A 22,764-nucleotide genomic window follows, 5' to 3' on the forward strand; every position below is an offset into this window, starting at 1 on the left:
ATTTATTCGCCGACGAAAAGAAGTTCCTTAGTCGATTTTGTAAAAGAACGATTTCCATCTTCAGTAATGAGAGTATCATCCTCAATACGGGTACCGCCTACACCAGAAATATAAATTCCTGGTTCAACCGTCACAATCATACCCGGCTCCAAAACCGTATCTGATTTCGTTGATAATGATGGTCCTTCGTGAACTTCCATTCCTAGACCGTGTCCAGTTGAATGACCAAAATACTCGCCATACCCTTGCTCGGTAATATAATCACGAGTTAAAGCGTCAGCTTGTTTTCCAGTCAGACCTGGCTTAATCCCGTCCATTCCTCTTTTTTGCGCTTCTAAAACTGTATCATAGATCTTTCTTAACTCATCACTTATTTGACCAACTGCAAGTGTACGAGTAATATCTGAGCAGTATCCTTGATAATAGGCACCAAAATCAAGTGTAACTAACTCTCCTTTTTCAATGACCTTATCACTGGCCACACCGTGAGGAAGAGCCGAACGTAATCCTGATGCTACAATAATATCAAATGATGATGACGCTGCGCCTTGTTTTCTCATGAAAAACTCCAGTTCATTGGCAACATCAAGTTCTGTTATACCTGGTCTTATGTATTTCGTAATATGATCAAAAGCCGCATCAGCTATTTCTGCTGCTGCCGTAATTATTTTGAGTTCATGCTCATCTTTTATTAGTCGAAGCTTTTCCACAACGCCACTTACAGGAATAAGTTCTCCTTGTACTTGTTTTTTATAGATTTCAAACGTTTGATACGTCGTATGATCACTCTCAAAACCTAACTGACCAATCCCCATATTTTTGGCTTGCTTAGCTACTTCTTCAAAAATAGGTCCCGTATGTTGTACAACCTCAAAACCAGTCGCTTGGGCTTGAGCTTGTTCCACATAACGAAAATCTGTAATAAATTTAGCTTCTTTTTCTGAAACAAGTGCTACTCCAGCTGTACCTGTAAAATTCGTCATATACCGACGATTATAAGGACTTGCGATCAATAATCCATCAATACCTTGCTCTTTAAATGTTGCACGTAAATTCTGTAAACGTTCCACTTAACTTCCCCCTTTAATAATTGCTTGAATTGCAAGTTCATAACCAGTAAAACCTAACCCAACAATTTGCCCTCGCGTAACAGGTGAAATGACCGAGGTATGTCGAAAAGTTTCTCTGGCATGCACATTTGAAATATGTACCTCAATAACAGGTACTGAAATACTAGCTACTGCGTCTCTAATGGCATAACTATAGTGAGTAAACGCCCCAGGGTTGACAACAATTCCAGCACAGCCAGTTTCTTGGGCTTCGTGAATCCAATCAATAATTTGACCTTCAAAATTGGATTGCTTACATACCACTTCATAACCTAGACCTTTACCATATTCTACAAGTCTACTCTCTAAGTCTGCTAGTGTTTCATGACCATAAATATCAGGCTCTCGCATTCCAAGTCGATTAAGATTCGGTCCATTAATTACAAGAATCGAGTTCATTGATTCTTTCTCCTCTTTTTAAAATAGCTCTTTAAAGTAGATAAATGATGATCATTGATTTGGGCCCTTGTATAAAATAAATACTACGCACCGATCAATTTTCTAATCAGTTAATGAGCCCAAACCGCCAATGACTACACTTTAGAAATTACTCTAACAAAGCCTAAATACTTTTCTTTATGGTTTATTCTACCATAGTTTTTTCTTCTTTTGCCAATGAACGCGTTACCATTATGATGATTGTACTCTTTTCAATTCTTGATATTCAAAGGAAATTGAGTATCCAATAAACACACCATATAGCAAATACAAACATAAAGTAGTTATTATAGTGTTAAAATCTAGGTTTGCCACACTTTTAAGTCCAGGGAAAATTGGATTTAATAAGTAAAACACAATTAACCACAAAATAATTCCATATACAGCTCCGGCCCACATATTATTAACCTTTTGAAGTAACAGCTTATAAATGAATGCAACAAGAATTGATAACAATCCGATGACAATAATCCCAACGATTTGTCCCATGTAACCATTCTTCCAATCGCCTAAAGCCCACGGCATTAATACAAGAGCAGGACCAATTCGCGCAAAATTAAAAAAGAAGGCAATATAACCGATCGTACTCCATAATACCCCCCCGACGACCCCAATGGTTGCAATTTTGGCATTATATGACATCGGGTCATCTTTTTGGTTTTGTTCTAATGATTGTTGATTTTCCAATGTTCAACACCTCCAATTGTAGTATGTCCCATCTTTTTCTATAGTTTTCATTAAATTTCAATTCCATTCATTTGGTCGGATTATGGATAACTTTAGAAAATTTCTAGAAATATGTGTAATTTAAAAAATAAAGGGGAAATCTATGAACAGGAAGATATCAATAGAGGAATTATGGACATTGTTGTAGAATATAAATTAAAAAATAATAATTTATGTTTAGATTTGTTGACTTATGCAACTATGATAATGAGGCAAGCCGTCTCATACACATATATTGAAATACAGTGTTAATAAATTCTTTGTAAATTCTCTATAAAACAACTTTTGCTAATTCTTTGGAGGTGAGCCAAATGTCTCGTAAAATGTACAATCCGCTTGTTTTAATCCTTATTGGGTTAGCTGTGTTCGGCTTCTTTTATCGACTGATTACAGAGCCGCTGCAATTATTGACCCAATTCCTTATTTTTGGGGCGATAGCTGCTATCCTATTTTTCTTGTACAAACGCTTCCTTGCGAAGCAATTTGGAGTGGAAGGGACCTCTCACCGTCCGAAACAGCCGGTCAAAAATAAAATAAAGAAAACGACCAATGTCATCCCGCATCGTAAGAAGGCAGGACAAAAGAAAGCATCTAATCGTACGCTAAATAAACGAAGTTCAGCACCAACTTTAACAGTGATTGAAGGAAAAAAAGGAAAGAAAAAAAATCGTGCACTGTTTTAAGTTGCGCGATTTTTTCTTTATCCATGAAATAGGAAATATTTTCACATATAATAAGAGAGAGTCTTATATTTCTATTCGTTTATGAAAGGAGGTCAAACATGATTGAGTCTAACTTCCTCAACTGGTTACTATCGATAGAACATCCGATCCTTGATTTTTTCATGTCACTTTTCCAACTGATTTGCTATGAATATATTTATTTCATATTCATTCCAATTATTTATTGGGCTATACACAAACAGACCGGATTTCAGCTTTTATCTTTATTTCTATTTTCCATGTATGTTAACAGCTTTATTAAAGATGTTTTTATGATTGAGCGACCAGAAGTTACACCACTTGATAACGGATATTCATTCCCGAGCGCTCATACACAAGCGGCGACTACGTTTTGGGGTTATCTCATTCCTGCCGTAACTAAACAATGGTTTACTATTTTTGCTTGCTTAATGATTGCATTAGTTGCGTTTTCTCAGTTATATTCCGGAGCCCATTGGCCATTTGATGTCTTAGGGGCCATTATTATTGGAGCGTTTCTAGTTTATGCCAGCTATCGTTCATTAGACTGGACGGGTGGGATGCCTGAGCGAATTAAACTTTCACTTTGGGTCATTATTCCTGTTGCACTTTTTGTTCTCTCCCCGGATCAAGCTTTATTTAGTGGTGTATTACTTGGTGCTGGTATCGGCTATCATCTAGAACAAACTAAGAACCGGATGGATATTAAAGTTACTTTTATCAGGAGAGTTATCGCTATAATTATAGGTTTAATGGGGATTATTTCCCTTCAGACGATCGGACTGTATTTACCAGATCAAGTGGTTATTGAATTCATTTATGCAATTGGTATCGGATTATGGATTACTTATATTGCACCGATTTTATTTGTCAGTTTAAAAATTTATGGACAGCAAGGAAATAAAATCGGGGTGTAACTGTTGTTAGTACACCCACTTTTTTAAAAACTTGTGTGTACGCTCTCTTCCTAATAGAATGAGAGCTTCTTTTTTTTCCTCAGATAAATCGAAATCCGTGGCTTTTACATCTGTTACAGGAATAAATACAATATTTTTGGCGTGTTCCTTCACGATGTAACGGACATCGTGAGCTTTACGCATTGTTTCAAACAACGACTGGAACATATCAATCCCATTCTTAATTTCATGCGGTGGAATTTCATCTAAGTCTGGTGTCAACCTAAACCCTAATACAGGTCTTACAATCTTTTGATTTATGTCTTTCATAAATATCCATAAAGGAAAATTACTCAGAACCCCGCCGTCAACTATATATGATTTTTTACCAGATGGATTGTATACTTTAACTGGTTCAAAGAAGTAGGGAATACTGCTACTCATTCTTACTGCTCTTGCAATAGAGAATTTTTCTGGAATAATACCATAGGCCGGTAAATCATCAGGAAGGACAACAATTTGCCCTCTGCTTAAGTCAGAAGCAATAATTTTAAGTGTTCCTTCTGGTACATCAGCAAATGTTTTTATTCCTTTCTTGGCCAACTTCTCATCAATCCACTGTTCTAATGCATCTCCCTTATACATCCCTAAGTTAAAATACAATTGCGCCCATTTCATCCATTTAAAAGGAAGTATTGTTTTTCTACCGTCCATAAACTCAGCCACATTAAGTTCATTCAACATGTCATTCAGTTCATGACTCGTATATCCAGCTTTCAATAGTGCTGAAAATAATGCGCCCGCACTAGTACCTGCTAATCTCTCGAAAGTATACCCCTTTTCCTCGAGAACTTGCGTTGCCCCAATAAACGCAAATGCACGAACGCCACCTCCAGCAAAAACACCATCTATTTTCATAACCTTCTCCTCCTCACAATATAAAATATGTGTCATTCGTCTAAGGAGGTACAATAGTTGAGGTTTTTTTTACGGAAATCCAATAAGTATAGGTGGACAACGTGAAATGCGTGGGTGACCTTTAGGAAAGAGCACAACCAGCAACATCATTATTACACAACAGCAATAACTAGGATAAAAACACAAAAGGCTGACTCCATCTGGACACTAAATGTGCCCTTTTGAGTCAGCCTCTTCTTCATTTCGTTTTTGAACATCACGCAATTCATTAATGCGTTTCTCATCTTCCTGAAAATATTGAACGAGATCACCAATACGGTCTATTGCGTCCCAACTTAAATGATGTTCAATTCCCTCAACATCTACATAAATGTTTTCGTTTGTTACACCAATTATTTTCATAAAGTCTTCTAATAAGTCATGGCGGTATACTAAACGCTTACCTATTTTTTTTCCTTTTGGAGTTAAAACCAATCCACGGTATTTCTCATATATTAAGTATTCGCTTTTGTCTAATTTTTGAACCATTTTTGTAACGGAAGACGGATGAACTTCCAATGCCTCTGCAATATCAGAAACCCTCGCATACCCTTTATCTTCTATAAGCATATAAATCCGTTCTAAATAATCTTCCATACTAGGTGTTGGCATCGGTACTCCTCCACTCCATTCGTCTCGTCTCTTGTCCAATTAAGTCTAAACTATATTTTACTATAACTGAGGTTAGACAACAATGTTTTTCGACTCCAATTATTTACCAAGAGGTTAAACACATAAAAAAACAACCCCAAAATGAAAGAGTCTGGCATCATTCTCGCGTTTTATAGTGGACATACATAGAAGGCACGCACTATGAGCGAAAGAGCCAGACTCTTGTTATTCATCTTTGTTTATTTTTATCGTTTATTTCTTATAGGCCACACTTTAATTGAGCGCCACAACTTGTGCATGTGTTGCACCCGCCAAGGTCTTCCACTGTCCCTTCACGACAAACAGGGCAAGTATCTCCAACTTCAGAACCAAATGTTACTTTAGTTGAACGAAGATCTGCAATTGTATCTACTAATACAACTGGTTGCCTTTTCGTCGAACTTTCTGGTGCTTCGTTATCAAATGTATTTTCTTCAGCACTTAACGTTAACACTTGAGCGTCACGACTTCCATCAACATAAACCGTGCCACCCTTAGCTCCGCCTTTGTATAGACGTTCGTACACTTTTTGTACTTGTTCCACTGTGTAGCCTTTTGGAGCATTTACGGTTTTTGATAAAGAGCTGTCAACCCAACGTTGGATAACACATTGTACATCCGCATGAGCTTCTGGAGCTAACTCCATCGAAGAAACAAACCATTCAGGTAAGTTGTCCTTACTAGTTTCAGGATTATCATTCAAGTATTCTTGAACAATCTCAGCATTTACTTCGATAAATTTCCCTAAGCGGCCACTACGGTAGTACGAGAATGAGAAGTATGGTTCAAGACCTGTTGATACACCGACCATCGTCCCCGTAGAACCCGTAGGAGCTACGGTTAATAAATGAGAGTTACGGATCCCATGTTCAAGGATTCCTTGACGAATATCCTCAGGCATTTTCTTCATGTACCCTGTATTAATGAATGCTTCTCTAAGTGCAACCGTGTCTTCGTACGTTTCCCCTACTAAGAAAGGAAAACTTCCTTTCTCTTTCGCAAGGTCAATACTTGTACGATAAGCTGTAGTTGCAATCGTCTCAAAAATACGGTCTACCAGTTGATCTCCTTCTTCAGAACCGTAAACTGTTTCACAATAGATGAGTAGGTCATGTAATCCCATTACTCCAAGACCAACACGTCGTTCACCTTTGGCTTGTTTTGTATTTTGCTCTAAGAAGTATGGCGTAGCGTCAATTACGTTATCTTGCATACGCACACCAACATCAACGGTTTGCTTTAACTTTTCAAAGTCTACAACTTTATTTTCTTTATCAGCCATTTCAGCTAAGTTAATCGCTGCAAGGTTACAAACTGAATATGGCGCAAGTGGTTGTTCCAATAATGTTATCCTATCGGCTTTTTATCCGATAGTTCTTACAGTTGAATTCCTGCAAGTTCAGCATACCTTTTCATTATACACTTTTTGATATATCTTTCATAAATTTTATAAGCTCTTTTCTACCTTTAGCTTCCCCGAATACAGATTTACTCACTACTCGTATATCTCTTACTTCAAACTTTTTCTCTATTTCATCTAATAATGGTTTAATCGTTGTTTTGATTTTATTCAATGGTGTTGCTTGAACAATATCTTTATTTTCGATTGACCATTTAATTATATACTCTCTGATATCATAATGGATTGAGCTTCTTTTATTTAAGTATGCTTCTGTAGCTAGCTTTATGGCTATTTGACCTGAGCAGTGATTACTACAATACTTTTTATCCGATGTTATGAGTGTTTCAAAATTCGTACCGCAACTTAAACACTCTCTAGTTTCTCTTGGTGTTTTAATTTTTCCCTTTTGAGCCAATCCACTATTTCTTAATCCTGTTAACATCCTTTCCTTTGCCTCACTGTTAGATGCCCATAGTTTTTTTGTATGATTACCAATTTTTATTTTGGCTTCAACACTATGCTTCATGTTGTAATGACCATTTAAATTACCAGCGAGTGATTTATTAACAGTAGTTTTATCAGATTCAATCCATTCATTAATTGTCGAAGTTAGAGAAAAAGGTAAGTCTTTATAAATATTGAGCAGTTCGTCATATGAGATCAATTCACATTTAATATTATAGAGGTTTTTAATCGCATTTAATGCTCTTTGTGCCTCTTCTTTTGCTTTATTATTTCTAGATTTGATCTCAACAATTTTAATTACTTTCCCATATTCATCATAAAAGAAGAAGTCTGGCTTATAAATTTTATATCCTATATCAAAATCTTTATCCTCATATCCCCACGGTATAGAATGGTGCTCAAGGAACTTAGCATATGCATATTCATATGAGCTACGGAGGTAACGGCCTTTATAAAAACCTGCATAACCTCTATTCATCATATCACCACTTTACCATAGTAAATGAGCTGTACAATGCTGCGGCCTCTTGGATGGGTTATATTCTCTATTTCTAGAGGTTCACCATCTATGCGTTGCCCCTGACTAAAGTTTTACGTTTAGCCTTCGGTTCGGATTAGCATCTCAGCCTTCCCGCTTTATTCCGCAGTTTTTTACGTGAGGCAAACTAAGCTACTCTACCACACGGATTCGTTGCAACTACCTTTTGACCATATGCTTTAGCATTCGTCATGTCGTTTGCATTATCAATAAAGAAAATTCCAGGCTCAGCAGAATACGTCGCGCAAATATTGATTAAGTTCCATAATTCACTCGCCTTAATCGTGCGGTACGTTCTGACTTTAAAGCCACGTTTTTCCCACTCGCGTACATCACCATAATCATGCCATTCTCTATTATAAATTTCCATTTCTTCTTCCGTATAATTCTCAACATCCGGGAAGCGTAATGGGTAATTTGCGTCTTTTTCAACGGCTTCCATAAATTCTTTCGTTAAACAGACTGAGATATTCGCACCTGTTAAGAACTCAGAATTATTAACCGTATACGTTCCTCCAACTGCTAGCTTTTCTTCAGCTTCTTTAATGATTTTATCGTTAAATCCGCCTTGACCTTCGACATTTTTAAAGTTAACAATTCCTTGATACATTGCTTGTTCCACGTTTGAAAGCGGGTTGAACTTCAATTTATCTTTTACTAGCTTTTTTATTTGATCATCTTTAGTCGTCTCTAATAAGAAACGTAGTATACGAGGGTTTTGCATTTTAGAAATAATGAATTCTAGAATGTCCGGGTGCCAATCTGATAGCATTATCATTTGAGCACCACGTCTTGAACCGCCTTGCTCAACTAAATGTGTTAACTTTGCAATATCATCTAGCCAAGATACTGATCCAGAAGATTTCCCATTTACTCCTCTTGCTAGCGTGTTTCGAGGACGTAATGTTGAGCCGTTTGTTCCAACCCCGCCGCCACGGCTCATAATCTCCATTACTTGTTTGCGGTGTTCAGAAATACCTTCTCTTGAGTCTTTTACATACGGCATCACGTAGCAGTTAAAATAGGTAACGTCCGTTCCTGCACCTGCACCATATAAAACTCGTCCAGCTGGTATAAAGTTCATATAAACTAGTTCATGATAGAACTTTTCAAATGTTTCTTGGCGTTTTTTCTCATCTACTTCAACAGATGCTAACCCCGTAGCAACACGCTTTGCAATTTGCTCATAATAAATTTCTAATGGCTTTTCAATTGTATCTAGTGAGCGTTCGACGATGCCTGTTTGCATTTCGTTCGGTTCATCTAAAACACCATGAAATTCTTCATCAACGAGTACTTTCGCTTTATTAGCTTCTCTATCAATTTCAAGAATAAAACCAAAGCCTCTCGCTGGGAATTTAGGATCATCTTTCACAGTAAGAACGACGAAATCCCCTTCTTTTAGTGTTTTCTTTTCTGTGTCTTTAAATGTGTAACGATCGAGCATTACAAGGCGGGAAACACCTTTTTTCGTAATGTTCATGTCTCCTGTTATTGGGTGAACTTGAGGAAACACCTTAATATCATCATTGAGTCTTTCTTTGTTGATCGTCATCACTTTTGACATCATCATCGTCATACAAATAAGCTCCTCTCTTTTGTATCTTATCTATTTTTCTTCTGCTGAACATGTTGTATGTAGCAAAGAGGTTTAATTTTTGAAAGTTACCAACAATTTCTTGATTACGGGTAACTTGGACAAGCGTAACATAAAATAAATCCCAAATCAATATATTGTGTATCAAAGAATTAAATATATACTATATATTGTGAAATTGATCGTCCGTACATCTTATTTGTCAATGTTAAAAGAAATGAAAGAAACAGAGATATTTCGAGAATAGAGTAAATTTACTACTTAAATTCGACGTAATCAAACAATTTTCTTTGTTGCATTTTAGTAATAGTCTAAAAGGTTGGTTTGTCGCGTTTTTAACATTTCCTTAACAACTTTTAGGTAATAATACCTAGAGAATCTCTAAAGCGAAAATGATAAATTGAAGTACAAGACATTATAGGAGGTAAAATTAATGGACTACGTTCTTTACCAAAATCGTATTATACCAAAAAATGAACTACATATTGATATGGATGATAGAGGATATAATTTTGGGGATGGAATATATGAAGTTGTACGTGTTTATAACGGAATTCCATTTGCAATGGATGAACATCTCGATCGCTTACAGCACAGTGCATCAGAACTTGATATGACAGTGCCGTATTCTATGGAAACAATAGAGAAACTCGTCTATGACTTAATTCAAAAAAATGAAATTAACAGTGGAATGATTTACTTTCAGCTAACAAGAGGTATTCAACCACGTAATCATTTATACTCACGAGATATAGAACCTGTTCTTAGCGGTTTCTCAAAGCCACTTGAAACTAATGTCGAATGGCAGCAGAACGGCCTTGATACGTGGATGACAAAAGATATCCGTTGGCTTCGCTGTGACATAAAAACCATTAACTTATTAGGGAATATCATGGCGAAAAGAGAAGCAAGTGATAATAATTGTCATGAAGCGCTTCAACATCGTGAAGGGCTGGTAACTGAAGGTTCATCTTCAAATCTTTTTATTGTTAAAGATGATGTTATTTATACACATCCATCTACCAATTTAATTCTTAATGGCATCACGAGAAGAATTACCATCCGTTTAGCTTATCAAATAGAAGCAACAATTAAAGAGAAACCATTTACGTTGGAAGAATTAAAACAAGCTGATGAAGTTTTTATTACAAGTACAACAATGGAAGTTACTCCCGTTCGTTCAATTAAAGGAGATCTAACCGCTTCGTATAGTATTGGACCGTGGACAAGGAAATTACAACATGCTTTTACAGACTACAGAAAGAAGCAGCAGTAGACACTGCTGCTTCATTTTTTATAATTCCAACTATCATTTGCATATCTTTCATTCGCAATATTTTGAACTATTTCTTTTTCTTCTTCCGTTAGTGTGTAAGGTTCTAATTTAATATCAAGCCCACGTTCAAATCCTAGCTTAAATGCTTCCTTCGCCTCTTCATAACTAACAGGTCGCTCTCTTAATTCATTAATTGCAACAGCTTTATTTTTAAAATTCTTTTGCAGTCTCTCACGCACCCGATCACTCGGATATTTAAATAGATCAAATAATTGGTCCTCGTCTAGATCTAAAATGATAGACCCATGTTGCAAAATAACCCCTTTTTGCCTCGTTTGTGCACTTCCCGCAACTTTTCTACCTTCAACGACTAATTCATACCAAGAAGGGGCATCGAAACAAACAGCTGATCGTGGATTTTTTAAAGCATCTTTTTCTTGCTGCGATTTGGGGATAGCAAAATATGTGTCTAGTCCTAGTTCTTTAAATCCTTCTAGCAGCCCCTGTGAAATAACGCGATACGCCTCAGTAACTGTTTTAGGCATTTCCGGATGCGCTTCAGAAACTATCACGCTATATGTTAATTCTTTATCGTGAAGGACCCCTCTACCTCCTGTCGGCCTGCGAACAAAACCTAAGCCATACTTTTTCACGGCATCCATATTTATTTCTTTTTCTACTTTTTGAAAATAACCAATGGATAATGTAGGGGGATTCCAGCCATAAAAACGGATCGTCGGTGGAATAACACCCTCACTGTGCCAATTTAATAAAGCTTCGTCTAACGCCATATTATAAGCTGGTGAACTGAAGCCAGAATCAATAAACCGCCATGTCTCTTTCATCATACATTTCCTCTTTTCTACTACTAAAATACAAACCTAAGTGTATCAAAAGTCGAATTAAAACAAAAGAAACAAACTTTTGTTTATACATTCTCAATAAACTCCTTAAATAAGCAATTACTTAGTAGACAAACCATAAACTACTACCAACAATTACTTTGCGAAAAATGCCTTCCATGTTTATAATAAATGAGGGAACTATTGATTGTTGTAAATAAAGGAGTGTTTTTGTCAAAAATGGAATGGATTTTATGGGGTTTACTTTTTGGATTATTAGTATTTTTTATTGTGAAACGTTTTATTAAGCCTAAATATTTAACAGAGTTAACGCAAGATGATTTCATTAAAGGCTACCGAAAAGCTCAACTTATTGACGTCAGGGAACCAAAAGAGTTTAATGGCGGTCATATTCTAGGGGCACGTAACATTCCAATGTCTCAATTAAGACAACGAATGAACGAAGTTCGTCCTGACCAAGCAGTTTATTTATACTGTCAGTCAGGTGCAAGAAGTCGTCAAGCTGCTGAAATCTTAAAGAAAAAACGCGGCTGTGAAGACCTTAATCACCTTAAAGGTGGATTTAAAAAGTGGACAGGAAAAATTAAAAAGAAATAAATGTAGTTGAGGATGTTTTCTCATACGAATTTTAAGCAAATAAATCGAAAGAAGAGGACTAGATATTTTTCTAGTCTTTTTCTTATGGATTTGATGTGCTATTTTTTATTAACTGAGAGTTGCTTTACCTAGTTAGCTTAAATACATTCTTATAAGTCCGTATTTCTATAAAAAAACTAGACAGCAATTAACTGTCTAGTTCTTTACCATGTTTACATTTCTTTTTCATAACGTAGTACTGGCTTTCTTGCAGCTGTCGTTTCATCTAGCCGACCAATAACCGTATGATGCGGAGCTTCTTGAACGATTTCTGGATTGTCATCTACTTCTTTTGCAATTTGGATCATTACATCGATAAACTCATCAAGCGTTTCTTTTGACTCCGTTTCAGTAGGTTCAATCATCATACACTCTTCAACGTTTAACGGGAAGTAAATCGTTGGTGGATGATAACCAAAATCAAGAAGACGTTTAGCCATATCCAACGTACGAACCCCTAATTTCTTTTGACGCTTACCAGAAATAACAAATTCATGTTTACAATGCTGTTGATATGGTAAATCAAAGTAAGGCTCTAAACGTCTCATCATATAGTTAGCATTTAACACTGCATACTCAGACACTAGGCGTAATCCAACAGGTCCCATTGTTCGGATATACGTGTAAGCACGAACATTAATACCAAAGTTGCCATAGTAAGGTTTAACACGACCAATCGACTCAGGTCGATTATAATCAAGACGATAGGTCTCTCCATCTTTTACGATTAATGGTTTCGGTAAATAAGGAATTAAGTCTTTTTTAACCCCAACTGGGCCAGAACCTGGGCCACCACCGCCATGCGGACCAGTAAATGTTTTGTGTAAGTTCAGATGCACTACATCAAATCCCATGTCTCCAGGTCTAGCAATTCCAAGAATAGCATTTGAATTGGCTCCGTCATAGTAAAGCTTACCGCCAGCATTATGAATAATCGTTGCCATTTCAACAATATGCTCTTCAAATAATCCTAAAGTATTTGGATTCGTTAACATCAGGGCAGCTGTATCTTCTCCAACTACCTCTTTGAGATGCTCTAGGTCAACTAAACCATTATCATCTGTACGAACCGTGATCGAATCAAAACCTGCTACTGTCGCCGATGCTGGATTTGTTCCATGTGCAGAGTCAGGAACGATAACCTTTGTACGCTTTGTATCTCCATTTGCTTCATGATAAGCACGGATCAACATTAACCCCGTCCACTCACCGTGCGCCCCTGCAGCGGGTTGAAGAGTTACTTCGTCCATTCCTGTGATTTCAGCTAATGACTCTTGTAACTCAAATAATAATTCTAATGCCCCTTGAACTTGCTCTTCTTCTTGATACGGATGAATATGAGCAAACCCTTCATAACGAGCTACATTCTCATTAATTTTTGGGTTGTACTTCATCGTACATGATCCAAGTGGATAAAAACCTGAGTCAACACCATGATTACGTTTAGATAGAGCCGTGTAATGACGCATTAACTGAAGTTCTGATACTTCTGGAAGCTCAGGCTCGTTCGTACGAACAAATTCTTCAGGAAGTAATTCAGCAAGATCTACTTCTGGTACATCACATTCAGGAAGGCTATGACTAATACGTCCTGGCTTACTCATTTCAAAAATTAGTGGTTGATTTTTACTCATTGATAGCCGCCCCCAATACACCAGCAAACTGGTCAATTTCAGTCTTTGTACGAATTTCTGTAATCGTTACTAACATATGTCCTTCTAGTTCTGGGTACGTTTTACCCAAATCATATCCGCCGATAATGCCTTGAGCAAACAACGCTTGATTTACTTCTTTTACAGGTTTGTTTAATTTAATGACAAATTCATTGAATGTTGGATGAGAAGAAACAACCTCTACGCCTGCTTCTTGCAGTTTCTTTTTGCCATATGCTGCTTTTTGAACGTTCTGGATAGCCATTTCCTTTACTCCAGACTTTCCAATTGCCGTCATAGCCACTGATGCAGCTAAAGCGTTCAGTGCTTGGTTCGAACAAATATTAGAAGTCGCTTTTTCACGACGAATATGCTGTTCACGTGCTTGTAACGTTAGAACGAAACCACGTTGACCTTGATCATCTGTTGTCTGCCCTACTAGACGGCCTGGAATTTTACGCATCAGCTTTTTCGTTGTTGCAAAATAACCGCAGTGTGGACCGCCATATTGTGTTGGTATACCAAATGGTTGCGCATCTCCAATAACAATATCTGCACCAAACTCACCAGGTGGCTTTAGTGCTCCTAATGCAAGTGGGTTACTTGATACAACAAACATACCTTTTTCAGAATGCGTAACTTCCTCAATTGCAGCTAAGTTTTCAATTGCACCAAAGAAGTTAGGGTATTGCACAATGACACACGCAGTTTCACTATCGTACTTCGCTTTTAAATCCTCTATATCCGTAACACCATCACGAATGTCAATCTCCACCACTGTTAAGTTTTGACCTTTTGCATTCGTTTTTAACACGTCACGTGCTTCTGGATGAACAGCTTTAGAAACAAGTATTTGCTTTTTCTTTGTTTGTCCTGCACTCATCATCGCAGCTTCTGCAAGCGCTGTTGGTCCATCATACATAGAAGAGTTCGCAATATCCATACCTGTTAATTCACAAATCATCGTTTGGTATTCAAAGATGGCTTGAAGCTCACCCTGAGAGATTTCAGGTTGGTAAGGTGTATACGCTGTATAAAACTCAGACCTGGAAATCACATGATCTACAACTGATGGAATATAATGCTCATATACGCCTGCACCTAAAAATGACGGCATTTGTTTAATATTTGTATTCTTTTTTGCAAGACCTTGAAGGTATTTTACTAGATCTGGTTCTGTTAATGCTTCTTTAATATTTAAGTTCCCTTTAAAGCGAATGTCCTCTGGAATATCATTAAAAAGATCTTCTATTGACTGTACACCAATCGTCTCAAGCATCTCTTGCTTATCAGACTCGGTCATCGGTAAGTATCGAAAACTCATCGTTTTTCCCCCTATTTTTGCCTTTTATAAAATGGTGTTTGAATTACTTTAGCTTTTAAACGTTTTTTCCTAACTTGAACCTCAACTTCTGTATCAATTGCGGTAAACTCTTTATCAATAATGGCTAAGCCAATATTCTTCTTTAATGTTGGAGATTGTGTACCTGTTGTTATAACTCCAACTTGGTTGTCATCAACAAAAACTTCATACCCCGTACGAGGAATTCCTTTGTCAAGCATTTCAAGGCCAACAAGTTTTCTTGTCGTTCCTTCCGCTTTTTGTTTCTGTAGTGCCGCTTTCCCAATGAAATCAGCTTCTTTATCAACTTTTACAGCAAAGCCCAAACCAGCTTCAAGAGGAGAAATTTCTTTCGAAAGTTCTTGACCGTATAATGGTAGTTTAGCTTCAAAACGTAACGTATCTCTAGCCCCTAACCCGCACGGGAAAACCTCACCATTCTTACCCTCTTCTAAAATAGCTGCCCATAATTTCGCTGCGTCTTTTTCTTCACAATAAATTTCAAAACCATCTTCACCCGTATAGCCAGAACGAGATACGAGAGCTTTAACCCCAGCAACATCTGCATTATCTTTGAAACGGAAAAAGCCAATTTTTGATAAATCTTCGTTCGTTAATCGTTGTAGTACAGATTCTGCTAATGGACCTTGTATCGCAAGTTGAGCAACATGATCTGAAACATTGACTAATTCAACCCCATCAATGATGTGGCTTTCTAACCAACTAGCATCTTTTTCTGTATTGGCAGCATTGACGACAAGTAGATAGTCTTCATCATTACGTTTATAAACGAGTAAGTCATCTATCGTTCCTCCGTCTTCATAACACATCAAGGTATATTTTGCTTGCCCTGCTTCCATATTTGCTAGATCATTTGTCATGACTAGCTGCAAGAACTCTAATGCCTTTTCACCCTTCACTTCAATTTCACCCATATGGGAAACATCGAAAAGCCCGGCTTTAGTTCTTACTGCTTCATGTTCCTCTTTAATGCTTGAAAATTGAACCGGTAAATCCCATCCACCAAAATCAATTGTTTTAGCGCCATGTTCTTTATACAAGTCAAATAATGGTGTTCTTTTTAAAGTTGACATGTCAATCCTCCTTAAATATTTAGCAAGAATACAAGATAGAAGGTAAAAATAAATTGTCGCTAGATTAATGCAATTAACTGAGATTAAGTATGATTCAAGATATCTGACCTTAATCTAGACAGGACTAAAATATTTATTCTGTTTATAAAAAAAGACAGAGAAGTACATACTAAATCTATGTACTTCTCTGTCCTGATACCAGAAAGTTTCTTCCTTACTATATGAAGAAGCAAGGAATGTCTTCGTGGGTGGTTCTTAGACTACTAGTCACTGAACACTCTCCAGAGTCGCGTCGAGCAAGAGTCTGTTTGCCTGAGAGATTCACTTTCGCTTGCTCCTTCGGCGTCGCCAATTTGTTCTAAATCCGAACAATATACGAGCTCTCCCCTTGCTTTCATTCGCCATTATAAAGTTTTCAGTTGAAAATTTTATGTTTTAAACAAAATATTATATTAATATCCTATCAATTGATGAGTAGAAAGGCAATATAAAATTTTCAGGAAAGGGTGATATTTCTTGAATTTAGACGTTTTATTTGAAACATCTTGGCAAGAAGATTTTTGCAAAAGGTTAGATGAAGATGGTCCTTGGTCGAACTGGGAGCTGTTTCAATTAGCTTATGAAGCTGAGCAACATTTATCCATCCCAGAGTTTCATGGACTTCAAGCACCAAAGCATCTGCCTCATTTAGAGCCGTACCCTCATCAAATTGAAGTTGCAAATACTGTAATTGAAAAAATGAACGGAAAAGCAATTTTAGCTGATGAAGTTGGATTAGGTAAGACCATCGAAGCTGGACTCATTTTAAAAGAATATATGATTCGCGGGCTCGCAAAAAAGGTATTAATTCTAGTCCCTGCTTCACTTGTTTCTCAATGGGCGTACGAGTTAAATCAAAAATTTCACATTCCAGCAGTTCCACAGAAAAAAGCATACGTATGGGAGCAATGTGATGTAGTCGTTGCTTCAATTGATACGGCTAAACGAAATCCACATTTTGACATTGTGATGAAACAAGATTATGACTTAATTATTATTGATGAAGCTCATAAATTAAAAAATCCTAAAACCAAAAACTATGAGTTTGTAAAAAACCTAAAGAAAAAGTTTTGTTTGCTACTTACAGCAACACCTGTCCAAAACAGATTAGATGAAATCTTTAATCTTGTTTCTCTTTTAAAGCCTGGACATCTTGGAGATTTATCAACGTTCGAAAAGAACTACCGATCCAATCAACGAGCTCCTAAAAATGATGAACAGTTGCGTGAGTTAGTTAATAAAGTAATGGTGCGAAACAGACGTGAAGAAACGGGAATAGAGTGGACCAAGCGGATTGTACAAACGGTGCCAATTACATTTAGTAAGGAAGAAAGAGAGTTATACGATGCCATTTCTTCTTTAAAACACGACCCGAATGTTTTGACTAGCAGCTTTGGCATGCTCACACTGCAACGAGAAATTTGTTCAAGCCGAGAAGCCGCTTTCATGACATTAAAAAACATGATGGACAAAGCTAAAGAAGAAGGTCGTCCGTTAAATAATGCCGATCGGTTTATTAAAATGATTGAGAATATTAAACAAAACTCAAAAGCTGAAAAAGCACTTGAAATTATTAAAGGCATAGATGGGAAAGTTATTATCTTTACGGAATACCGAGCAACACAACTATATCTTCAGTGGTTTTTAAAGCAACACGGTATTTCTTCTGTTCCGTTCCGAGGCGGTTTTAAACGGGGTAAAAAAGATTGGATGAGACAACTCTTCCAAAATCACGCTCAAGTCTTGATAGCAACCGAAGCTGGAGGCGAAGGAATTAACCTTCAATTTTGCAGCCATATCATCAATTATGATTTACCGTGGAACCCAATGCGGATTGAGCAACGAATTGGGCGTATTCATCGTTTAGGTCAAAAAAATGATGTTCGTATCTATAACTTTGCCGTAGAAGATACGGTAGAACAACACATTCTTAAATTGTTGTATGAGAAGATTAACTTATTTGAACGTGTCGTCGGTGAGCTTGACGACATCTTAGCCAAATTAGAACTCCCTTCACTCGAAGAACACGTTTCTGAGATTTTACTTCACTCGGACTCAGAAGGAGAAGTCCGTGTGAAAATGGATCATTTATCCGCGATCATTAATGATATTCCTACTGAAACAGATCCTAATGAGGAGAGCGATACACATGCAACAGCAACACATCCATAATTACTTAGAGCGTTATTTTACAGCCAATCAAAGCCCTGTCCTACATAGCGGCGATGGCTATCTTCAAGTTCAATTATCCATTGAACTTGATAAGACATTAATGAATCGCCCGTTTTATTGGCATTACCTTGAAAAAACAGGTGGGACACCTCAGCCGATGCAGATGACCTTAGTAACAGATCAGACAAAAGCTCCTGAAGAAATAAAAGGTGAACAAATACACTTTGGATCTCCTAGGTTACACCAAATCTTTCAAACAACGAAAGAGCTCGGCGGATTTATTCGAATGTATGAAAATATTCAAATGGTTTCCCATGGATCGATCCCTCTTCAACCATGGCTTTGTACAAATGTGAAGATCTCGTTTCAGTGCGATCGGAAAAAAGATGTCATCTTATCATTAGGGTTAAATTTAATTCACGGCCAAATCGTCGATCATTTTTTTGACAGGATAAGAGAAAAAGATTTAACTCCCAAAATTCCTGATTTTTGTTTTACCTTATCTCCGCTAATTACACCGAAAAGCGGATTACTGAGGGTAGAGCGAACCATCGAGAATTTTATTAATCAACAAGATAAAAATTGGGCAATCGAAGCAAGAAAGCGCTGGGATGAAGATTTACAGCTATTAAATCGTTTTTATGAGGAAGTTGATGAAAAGCCTGAAAGCTACGAAACCGAAAAAGAAGCACTTCGCAGTCAATATGAACCAAAAATTCACGTACAATTTATCAACGGTGGAATGTTCTATTTAAGACAACAGTTCTTTTCCTAAAATGCAAAAGAGGCTGGCCATAATAATGGCAGCCTCTTCTCTGTTTAGTGAGCAACTGGTGCACCAGAGATTAATGTCATAACTCCAAACCAGCCAAACACTGCTAATGAAATTGCTGCAAATCCTACAGCAAAAAAGTTCTTTTTGCGCACTTCACGAACTAGTCCCCATGCACAGAAAAGAGCAACTAAAGTCATGTTAATTCCAAGAAACACGATGCCTTCCCCCCTTATGTATAACGCTTTTACTACATGCATTTTCACTTATATTATAATAACTTACGAGGGATGTTTCATTATAAACTTGAAAATGTCACAGAATATCCCTCTATAGCTTGACTCATTCTACCTCATTTTACTCTTTTTTTTTGAAAATGTCGAGGCTTGGAAAAAAGAATCCTAAGTACTTATAAAATGGTCAAGAGATGACAAGCGTTTTTTTCTGTTATAGAATTTTGGTCGTAAGTGCTTATTCTATCTATAACCTCGGTTTATAGGAACTCTACATGAATTTCATATGCATTTGCATATCCCTCAATTAATTCTTTTACGTGAAAATCAACATAATAGGTTTGCTTGGTCAAATCATAAGCAATTAAATTTTCTTCCATTTGTATAGTTGCCATTTTTATTTGCACTTCTTCACCATGTACAATTTTAAATGGTAACACAAGTTCACGATACAAATAATAGAGTTTGCCTTTCCAACCATAATCAGCAAACTTTTCATAAACCGTTAACTCTTCAAAAAGTAAAAGTTCATGAACTTCCTCAATCAGATCTAAATTTGAAAACTGATTAGATAAGGCAGCAATAGCATTATGTTCAGTAAAAACATACATCGATTCAGCTTCATCGAAAGGATCTTGCTGGTAGATTTCAAAATAACAGCCCTCTAATGTGTTTATATCAATATTAAGGTTATTTTTTAACTCTAAGGCAAAGCCACTATTCACGACAGCCAACTCCATTCTTTGAACAACGTATGTATTCAGTGTAGAATAGGATTATATAAACTGCAATGGAGGAGATTTTATGAATTGGAAGCAAGTACCACTAGGTCCACTTCAAACCAACTGTTATTTACTTATGAACCAACAAAAAGAAGCCGTCATCTTTGACCCAGGTGGAGACGGACCACAATTAAATGCCTACCTAAAAAAAGAAGGAATTACACCATTAGCTATCCTACTCACTCACGCTCACTTCGATCATATCGGAGCAGTTGATGATGTAAGGAATGAGTGGGGTATTAAAGTTTATTTACATAAAAATGAAACAGAGTGGCTTGGAGATTCAACAAAGAATGGTTCTGCTTTTTTCTTAGGAAATCAGGAAATTATTATTAATGACGCAGATCATATCATTCACGGAGAAGGAACATTATCGATTGGTTCTTTTGAATTCAAAATTTATGAAACACCTGGTCATTCTCCAGGAAGTGTTTCTTTCTATTTTGAACCACTCGGTATTGTTTTTTCAGGAGATGCCCTATTTGCTGGCAGTATCGGCAGAACAGATCTGCCTGGAGGGAATCATCAACAATTATTAGACTGTATTCATGATAAACTACTCGAACTGCCTGAGGATACCATCGTAGCTTCCGGTCATGGACCGACAACAACAATTGGTCAAGAAATGGACTCAAACCCATTTTTAAGCGGTTTCTAGTAAAATTCCCGCAAAAAATGCATAAAAAAATTGACCTCCTATCTTGGAGGTCACAAGGGGAGTAAATCGTATTGATAAATGAACTATGAGGGGGAGGGGGACTCCCAAAATCATTGTATTCACCAATGTATTAAAATTATATTATAGACTTTACACTATGTCAACAGTATTAACGTGAATTTCTTTCGGTCTACTAAAAGTATTCTAATATGATAATTATGCGCATTTTAAGGGGATTTTATGACACATCCAATCATTTCTTACATAAGGAATCAAACAAATCAAAAAATAAATTATGCTGAATATATGGCAAAAGTACTTTATGATCCACAGTATGGTTATTATATGAAACAAAAGGAGAAAGTTGGAAAAAAGGGTGACTTTATCACAACAAGTAATGTTCATTCTATTTTCGCCAAAGTATTTTGTTCTATTTTTCATGAGGTCATAACGAAAAATAATCTTCCATTCATAATCTGTGAAATTGGCGGCGGAACTGGTCGCTTTGCTTATGATTTATTAAAAGAATGGAACGGAAAATATCCAGATACATATGAAGAACTGTCGTATTTCTTAATTGAGGAAAGCCCTTATCACAGGGCAATGCAAAAAGAGATACTTGGAGAATTTAACAACGTTCACTATTCTTCCTCCATTGATCAATTGAATATATCTACTTTTGAAGGAATTGTATTTTCTAATGAATTAATAGATGCATTACCTGTACATGTGATAGAAAAACACAATAACGTTATTAATGAAGTTTTTATTACAGTAAATGAATTAGATGAATTAACGGAAGTGAGAGTACCACTTGAGAATAAAGAAATTCAAATGTGGCTAGACACCTATGGACCAAAGTTAAATAATAACCAACGAATCGAAATTCCGTTAGCCATGCAGCAATGGATTGAAAAAATAAGTCAGTTCGTAGATAAAGGGGCGATCTTCACAGTTGATTATGGGTATTGGAACGAAGAGTGGCAACATCCGGAACGTCGGGATGGCAGTTTAAGGGGCTACTATCAGCATCAAATGATTGGCAACCCCTTACTCTATCCGAGCGATATGGATTTAACGACTCATATCCAGTTGGATCCTTTTATTAAAATTGGTAAAGAGCATGGGCTGGAGACACAGCTCGTTGCAACTCAAGATCAGTTTTTACTCCAAGCAGGAATTCTTAACTACTTACAAGAAAATTACGATCCTAATCCATTTTCTGAAATAAGTAAGCAAAATCGAGCGATACGATCCCTCATTACGGATGGTATGAGTAAAGCGTTTCATGTTATCCTTCAAACAAAAACACTTTCAGTAACCGAAAGCCTGTCTTTCTTAAAAGCTGAAAAAGAGGCTGACTCATAAGTGTCAGCCTCTTCAGTATGTAAACCGAAGTTACATATTAGTGATTTCCAAAGCCTGGTACAAGTAGGAAATGCGAATACCACGTAAAACCTACAAAGAAAACAGTTAAGTATGCACCAAAAAGGTAAATGTACACTCGCTCTGATAGATTTAAGTAGCTTAATGCAACGAAAGCTCCTGTTTGTGCAAAAAACAATAATGCCATGTTATACATACTTCCAACGAAGAAAAGTACTGCAAAAATACCTGTCCAGAAGCCTAAAACACGAAACATACGATCCATTCCTGTCCCCTCCTTCTCTATGTCTTAATCCATTGATCAACAATAGTACATGTCTATGCTAATCATATCATAAAAAAATACAGTACACTACAATTATATATGACAATTAAATTG

General features: G+C 36.7%; 21 protein-coding genes, 2 pseudogenes and 1 riboswitch. Of the genes and pseudogenes, 8 read left to right on the forward strand and 15 right to left on the reverse strand.

Going from position 1 to position 22,764, the window contains the following annotated elements:
* Window positions 1–2 precede the first annotated feature (2 nt).
* From N7Z68_RS02515 to N7Z68_RS02525, 3 genes are all read right to left on the reverse strand, one after another.
* Complete coding sequence (locus N7Z68_RS02515; protein WP_275116875.1) at window positions 3–1,070, reverse strand: M24 family metallopeptidase; 1,068 nt, start codon at window positions 1,068–1,070, stop codon at window positions 3–5.
* The gene (aroQ, locus tag N7Z68_RS02520) at window positions 1,071–1,508 is read right to left on the reverse strand and encodes a type II 3-dehydroquinate dehydratase (protein ID WP_275116876.1); all 438 of its coding nucleotides are present in this window, start codon (window positions 1,506–1,508) and stop codon (window positions 1,071–1,073) included.
* 231 nt (window positions 1,509–1,739) lie between these two features.
* A complete protein-coding gene (locus N7Z68_RS02525; RefSeq protein WP_275116877.1) occupies window positions 1,740–2,234 on the reverse strand; it encodes a YqhR family membrane protein in 495 nt (164 codons plus the stop codon).
* Window positions 2,235–2,584: 350 nt separating this feature from the next.
* On the opposite strand from N7Z68_RS02525, the gene N7Z68_RS02530 reads away from it, so the two are divergent.
* Both N7Z68_RS02530 and N7Z68_RS02535 read left to right on the forward strand, forming a co-directional pair.
* A complete protein-coding gene (locus N7Z68_RS02530) occupies window positions 2,585–2,956 on the forward strand; it encodes an SA1362 family protein (RefSeq protein ID WP_275116878.1) in 372 nt (123 codons plus the stop codon).
* Window positions 2,957–3,054: 98 nt separating this feature from the next.
* Window positions 3,055–3,891, forward strand: coding sequence for a phosphatase PAP2 family protein (locus tag N7Z68_RS02535; RefSeq protein ID WP_275116879.1), 837 nt, complete (start codon window positions 3,055–3,057; stop codon window positions 3,889–3,891).
* A 6-nt stretch (window positions 3,892–3,897) separates the two neighbouring features.
* On the opposite strand, the gene N7Z68_RS02540 is transcribed toward N7Z68_RS02535, so the two are convergent.
* From N7Z68_RS02540 to N7Z68_RS02560, 5 genes and pseudogenes are all read right to left on the reverse strand, one after another.
* Complete coding sequence (locus N7Z68_RS02540; protein ID WP_275116880.1) at window positions 3,898–4,788, reverse strand: patatin-like phospholipase family protein; 891 nt, start codon at window positions 4,786–4,788, stop codon at window positions 3,898–3,900.
* Window positions 4,789–4,995: 207 nt separating this feature from the next.
* The gene (mntR, locus tag N7Z68_RS02545; RefSeq protein WP_275116881.1) at window positions 4,996–5,439 is read right to left on the reverse strand and encodes a transcriptional regulator MntR; all 444 of its coding nucleotides are present in this window, start codon (window positions 5,437–5,439) and stop codon (window positions 4,996–4,998) included.
* 259 nt (window positions 5,440–5,698) lie between these two features.
* A pseudogene (locus tag N7Z68_RS02550) lies at window positions 5,699–6,817 on the reverse strand (ribonucleotide reductase barrel domain-containing protein); the annotation flags it as partial.
* 76 nt (window positions 6,818–6,893) lie between these two features.
* Window positions 6,894–7,823 carry a restriction endonuclease gene (locus tag N7Z68_RS02555; RefSeq protein WP_275116882.1) on the reverse strand — a complete coding sequence of 310 codons (930 nt, stop codon included), beginning with the start codon at window positions 7,821–7,823 and terminating at the stop codon, window positions 6,894–6,896.
* A gap of 199 nt (window positions 7,824–8,022) precedes the next feature.
* A pseudogene (locus tag N7Z68_RS02560) lies at window positions 8,023–9,462 on the reverse strand (vitamin B12-dependent ribonucleotide reductase); the annotation flags it as partial.
* Between the two features lie 451 nt (window positions 9,463–9,913).
* Here N7Z68_RS02560 and dat point away from each other — a divergent pair.
* Window positions 9,914–10,756, forward strand: coding sequence for a D-amino-acid transaminase (dat, locus tag N7Z68_RS02565; RefSeq protein ID WP_275116883.1), 843 nt, complete (start codon window positions 9,914–9,916; stop codon window positions 10,754–10,756).
* Between the two features lie 11 nt (window positions 10,757–10,767).
* Here the strand turns inward: dat and lipM are convergent, their stop codons facing one another.
* Window positions 10,768–11,604: an octanoyltransferase LipM gene (gene lipM, locus N7Z68_RS02570; RefSeq protein ID WP_275116884.1), complete on the reverse strand. Its 837-nt coding sequence runs from the start codon at window positions 11,602–11,604 to the stop codon at window positions 10,768–10,770.
* A 234-nt stretch (window positions 11,605–11,838) separates the two neighbouring features.
* Here lipM and N7Z68_RS02575 point away from each other — a divergent pair, with 234 nt between their 5' ends.
* Window positions 11,839–12,216, forward strand: a complete 378-nt coding sequence (locus N7Z68_RS02575; RefSeq protein ID WP_275116926.1) for a rhodanese-like domain-containing protein — start codon at window positions 11,839–11,841, stop codon at window positions 12,214–12,216.
* A gap of 212 nt (window positions 12,217–12,428) precedes the next feature.
* On the opposite strand, the gene gcvPB is transcribed toward N7Z68_RS02575, so the two are convergent.
* The 3 genes from gcvPB to gcvT are packed head-to-tail and all read right to left on the reverse strand — an operon-like array spanning window position 12,429 to window position 16,343.
* Complete coding sequence (gene gcvPB, locus N7Z68_RS02580; RefSeq protein WP_275116885.1) at window positions 12,429–13,889, reverse strand: aminomethyl-transferring glycine dehydrogenase subunit GcvPB; 1,461 nt, start codon at window positions 13,887–13,889, stop codon at window positions 12,429–12,431.
* Complete coding sequence (gene gcvPA, locus N7Z68_RS02585) at window positions 13,882–15,231, reverse strand: aminomethyl-transferring glycine dehydrogenase subunit GcvPA (RefSeq protein ID WP_275116886.1); 1,350 nt, start codon at window positions 15,229–15,231, stop codon at window positions 13,882–13,884. The genes gcvPB and gcvPA overlap by 8 nt, the downstream gene beginning before the upstream one ends.
* Before the next feature lie 11 nt (window positions 15,232–15,242).
* On the reverse strand, window positions 15,243–16,343 hold the full coding sequence (gene gcvT / locus N7Z68_RS02590; RefSeq protein WP_275116887.1) for a glycine cleavage system aminomethyltransferase GcvT: 1,101 nt from the start codon (window positions 16,341–16,343) through the stop codon (window positions 15,243–15,245).
* Window positions 16,344–16,633: 290 nt separating this feature from the next.
* A riboswitch (glycine riboswitch) is annotated at window positions 16,634–16,741 on the reverse strand.
* Window positions 16,742–16,859: 118 nt separating this feature from the next.
* Between gcvT and N7Z68_RS02595 the strand changes: the two genes are divergently transcribed.
* Both N7Z68_RS02595 and N7Z68_RS02600 read left to right on the forward strand, forming a co-directional pair.
* A complete protein-coding gene (locus tag N7Z68_RS02595; protein WP_275116888.1) occupies window positions 16,860–18,554 on the forward strand; it encodes a DEAD/DEAH box helicase in 1,695 nt (564 codons plus the stop codon).
* A complete protein-coding gene (locus tag N7Z68_RS02600) occupies window positions 18,532–19,329 on the forward strand; it encodes a YqhG family protein (protein WP_275116889.1) in 798 nt (265 codons plus the stop codon). Before N7Z68_RS02595 ends, N7Z68_RS02600 begins: the two co-directional genes overlap by 23 nt.
* 44 nt (window positions 19,330–19,373) lie before the next feature.
* On the opposite strand, the gene N7Z68_RS02605 is transcribed toward N7Z68_RS02600, so the two are convergent.
* Window positions 19,374–19,544: a DUF2759 domain-containing protein gene (locus N7Z68_RS02605; protein WP_275116890.1), complete on the reverse strand. Its 171-nt coding sequence runs from the start codon at window positions 19,542–19,544 to the stop codon at window positions 19,374–19,376.
* Window positions 19,545–19,819: 275 nt separating this feature from the next.
* Complete coding sequence (locus N7Z68_RS02610) at window positions 19,820–20,284, reverse strand: hypothetical protein (RefSeq protein WP_275116891.1); 465 nt, start codon at window positions 20,282–20,284, stop codon at window positions 19,820–19,822.
* 79 nt (window positions 20,285–20,363) lie between these two features.
* On the opposite strand from N7Z68_RS02610, the gene N7Z68_RS02615 reads away from it, so the two are divergent.
* Window positions 20,364–20,999 (forward strand): MBL fold metallo-hydrolase, encoded by a 636-nt coding sequence (locus N7Z68_RS02615; protein ID WP_275116892.1) that lies wholly within the window; start codon window positions 20,364–20,366, stop codon window positions 20,997–20,999.
* A gap of 240 nt (window positions 21,000–21,239) precedes the next feature.
* Window positions 21,240–22,367 (forward strand): class I SAM-dependent methyltransferase, encoded by a 1,128-nt coding sequence (locus N7Z68_RS02620; protein ID WP_275116893.1) that lies wholly within the window; start codon window positions 21,240–21,242, stop codon window positions 22,365–22,367.
* Between the two features lie 37 nt (window positions 22,368–22,404).
* On the opposite strand, the gene N7Z68_RS02625 is transcribed toward N7Z68_RS02620, so the two are convergent.
* Window positions 22,405–22,650: a DUF2626 domain-containing protein gene (locus N7Z68_RS02625; protein ID WP_216831716.1), complete on the reverse strand. Its 246-nt coding sequence runs from the start codon at window positions 22,648–22,650 to the stop codon at window positions 22,405–22,407.
* Window positions 22,651–22,764: the final 114 nt, after the last annotated feature.

It is taken from the genome of Alkalihalobacterium chitinilyticum (genome assembly GCF_029028005.1).
Lineage (GTDB): Bacteria > Bacillota > Bacilli > Bacillales > Bacillaceae_F > Alkalihalobacterium > Alkalihalobacterium chitinilyticum.

What these genes read in the sequence shown, in the direction of transcription:
- lipM (WP_275116884.1), bottom strand. Translation starts at nt 11,604, where the DNA reads ATGATGAAAGAGACATGGCGGTTTATTGATTCTGGCTTCAGTTCACCA.
- N7Z68_RS02625 (WP_216831716.1), bottom strand. Translation starts at nt 22,650, where the DNA reads ATGGATCGTATGTTTCGTGTTTTAGGCTTCTGGACAGGTATTTTTGCA.
- N7Z68_RS02615 (WP_275116892.1), top strand. Translation starts at nt 20,364, where the DNA reads ATGAATTGGAAGCAAGTACCACTAGGTCCACTTCAAACCAACTGTTAT.
- N7Z68_RS02530 (WP_275116878.1), top strand. Translation starts at nt 2,585, where the DNA reads ATGTCTCGTAAAATGTACAATCCGCTTGTTTTAATCCTTATTGGGTTA.
- N7Z68_RS02575 (WP_275116926.1), top strand. Translation starts at nt 11,839, where the DNA reads ATGGAATGGATTTTATGGGGTTTACTTTTTGGATTATTAGTATTTTTT.
- N7Z68_RS02620 (WP_275116893.1), top strand. Translation starts at nt 21,240, where the DNA reads ATGACACATCCAATCATTTCTTACATAAGGAATCAAACAAATCAAAAA.
- gcvPB (WP_275116885.1), bottom strand. Translation starts at nt 13,889, where the DNA reads ATGAGTAAAAATCAACCACTAATTTTTGAAATGAGTAAGCCAGGACGT.
- aroQ (WP_275116876.1), bottom strand. Translation starts at nt 1,508, where the DNA reads ATGAACTCGATTCTTGTAATTAATGGACCGAATCTTAATCGACTTGGA.
- N7Z68_RS02535 (WP_275116879.1), top strand. Translation starts at nt 3,055, where the DNA reads ATGATTGAGTCTAACTTCCTCAACTGGTTACTATCGATAGAACATCCG.
- dat (WP_275116883.1), top strand. Translation starts at nt 9,914, where the DNA reads ATGGACTACGTTCTTTACCAAAATCGTATTATACCAAAAAATGAACTA.
- gcvPA (WP_275116886.1), bottom strand. Translation starts at nt 15,231, where the DNA reads ATGAGTTTTCGATACTTACCGATGACCGAGTCTGATAAGCAAGAGATG.
- N7Z68_RS02540 (WP_275116880.1), bottom strand. Translation starts at nt 4,788, where the DNA reads ATGAAAATAGATGGTGTTTTTGCTGGAGGTGGCGTTCGTGCATTTGCG.
- N7Z68_RS02555 (WP_275116882.1), bottom strand. Translation starts at nt 7,823, where the DNA reads ATGAATAGAGGTTATGCAGGTTTTTATAAAGGCCGTTACCTCCGTAGC.
- gcvT (WP_275116887.1), bottom strand. Translation starts at nt 16,343, where the DNA reads ATGTCAACTTTAAAAAGAACACCATTATTTGACTTGTATAAAGAACAT.
- mntR (WP_275116881.1), bottom strand. Translation starts at nt 5,439, where the DNA reads ATGCCAACACCTAGTATGGAAGATTATTTAGAACGGATTTATATGCTT.
- N7Z68_RS02600 (WP_275116889.1), top strand. Translation starts at nt 18,532, where the DNA reads ATGCAACAGCAACACATCCATAATTACTTAGAGCGTTATTTTACAGCC.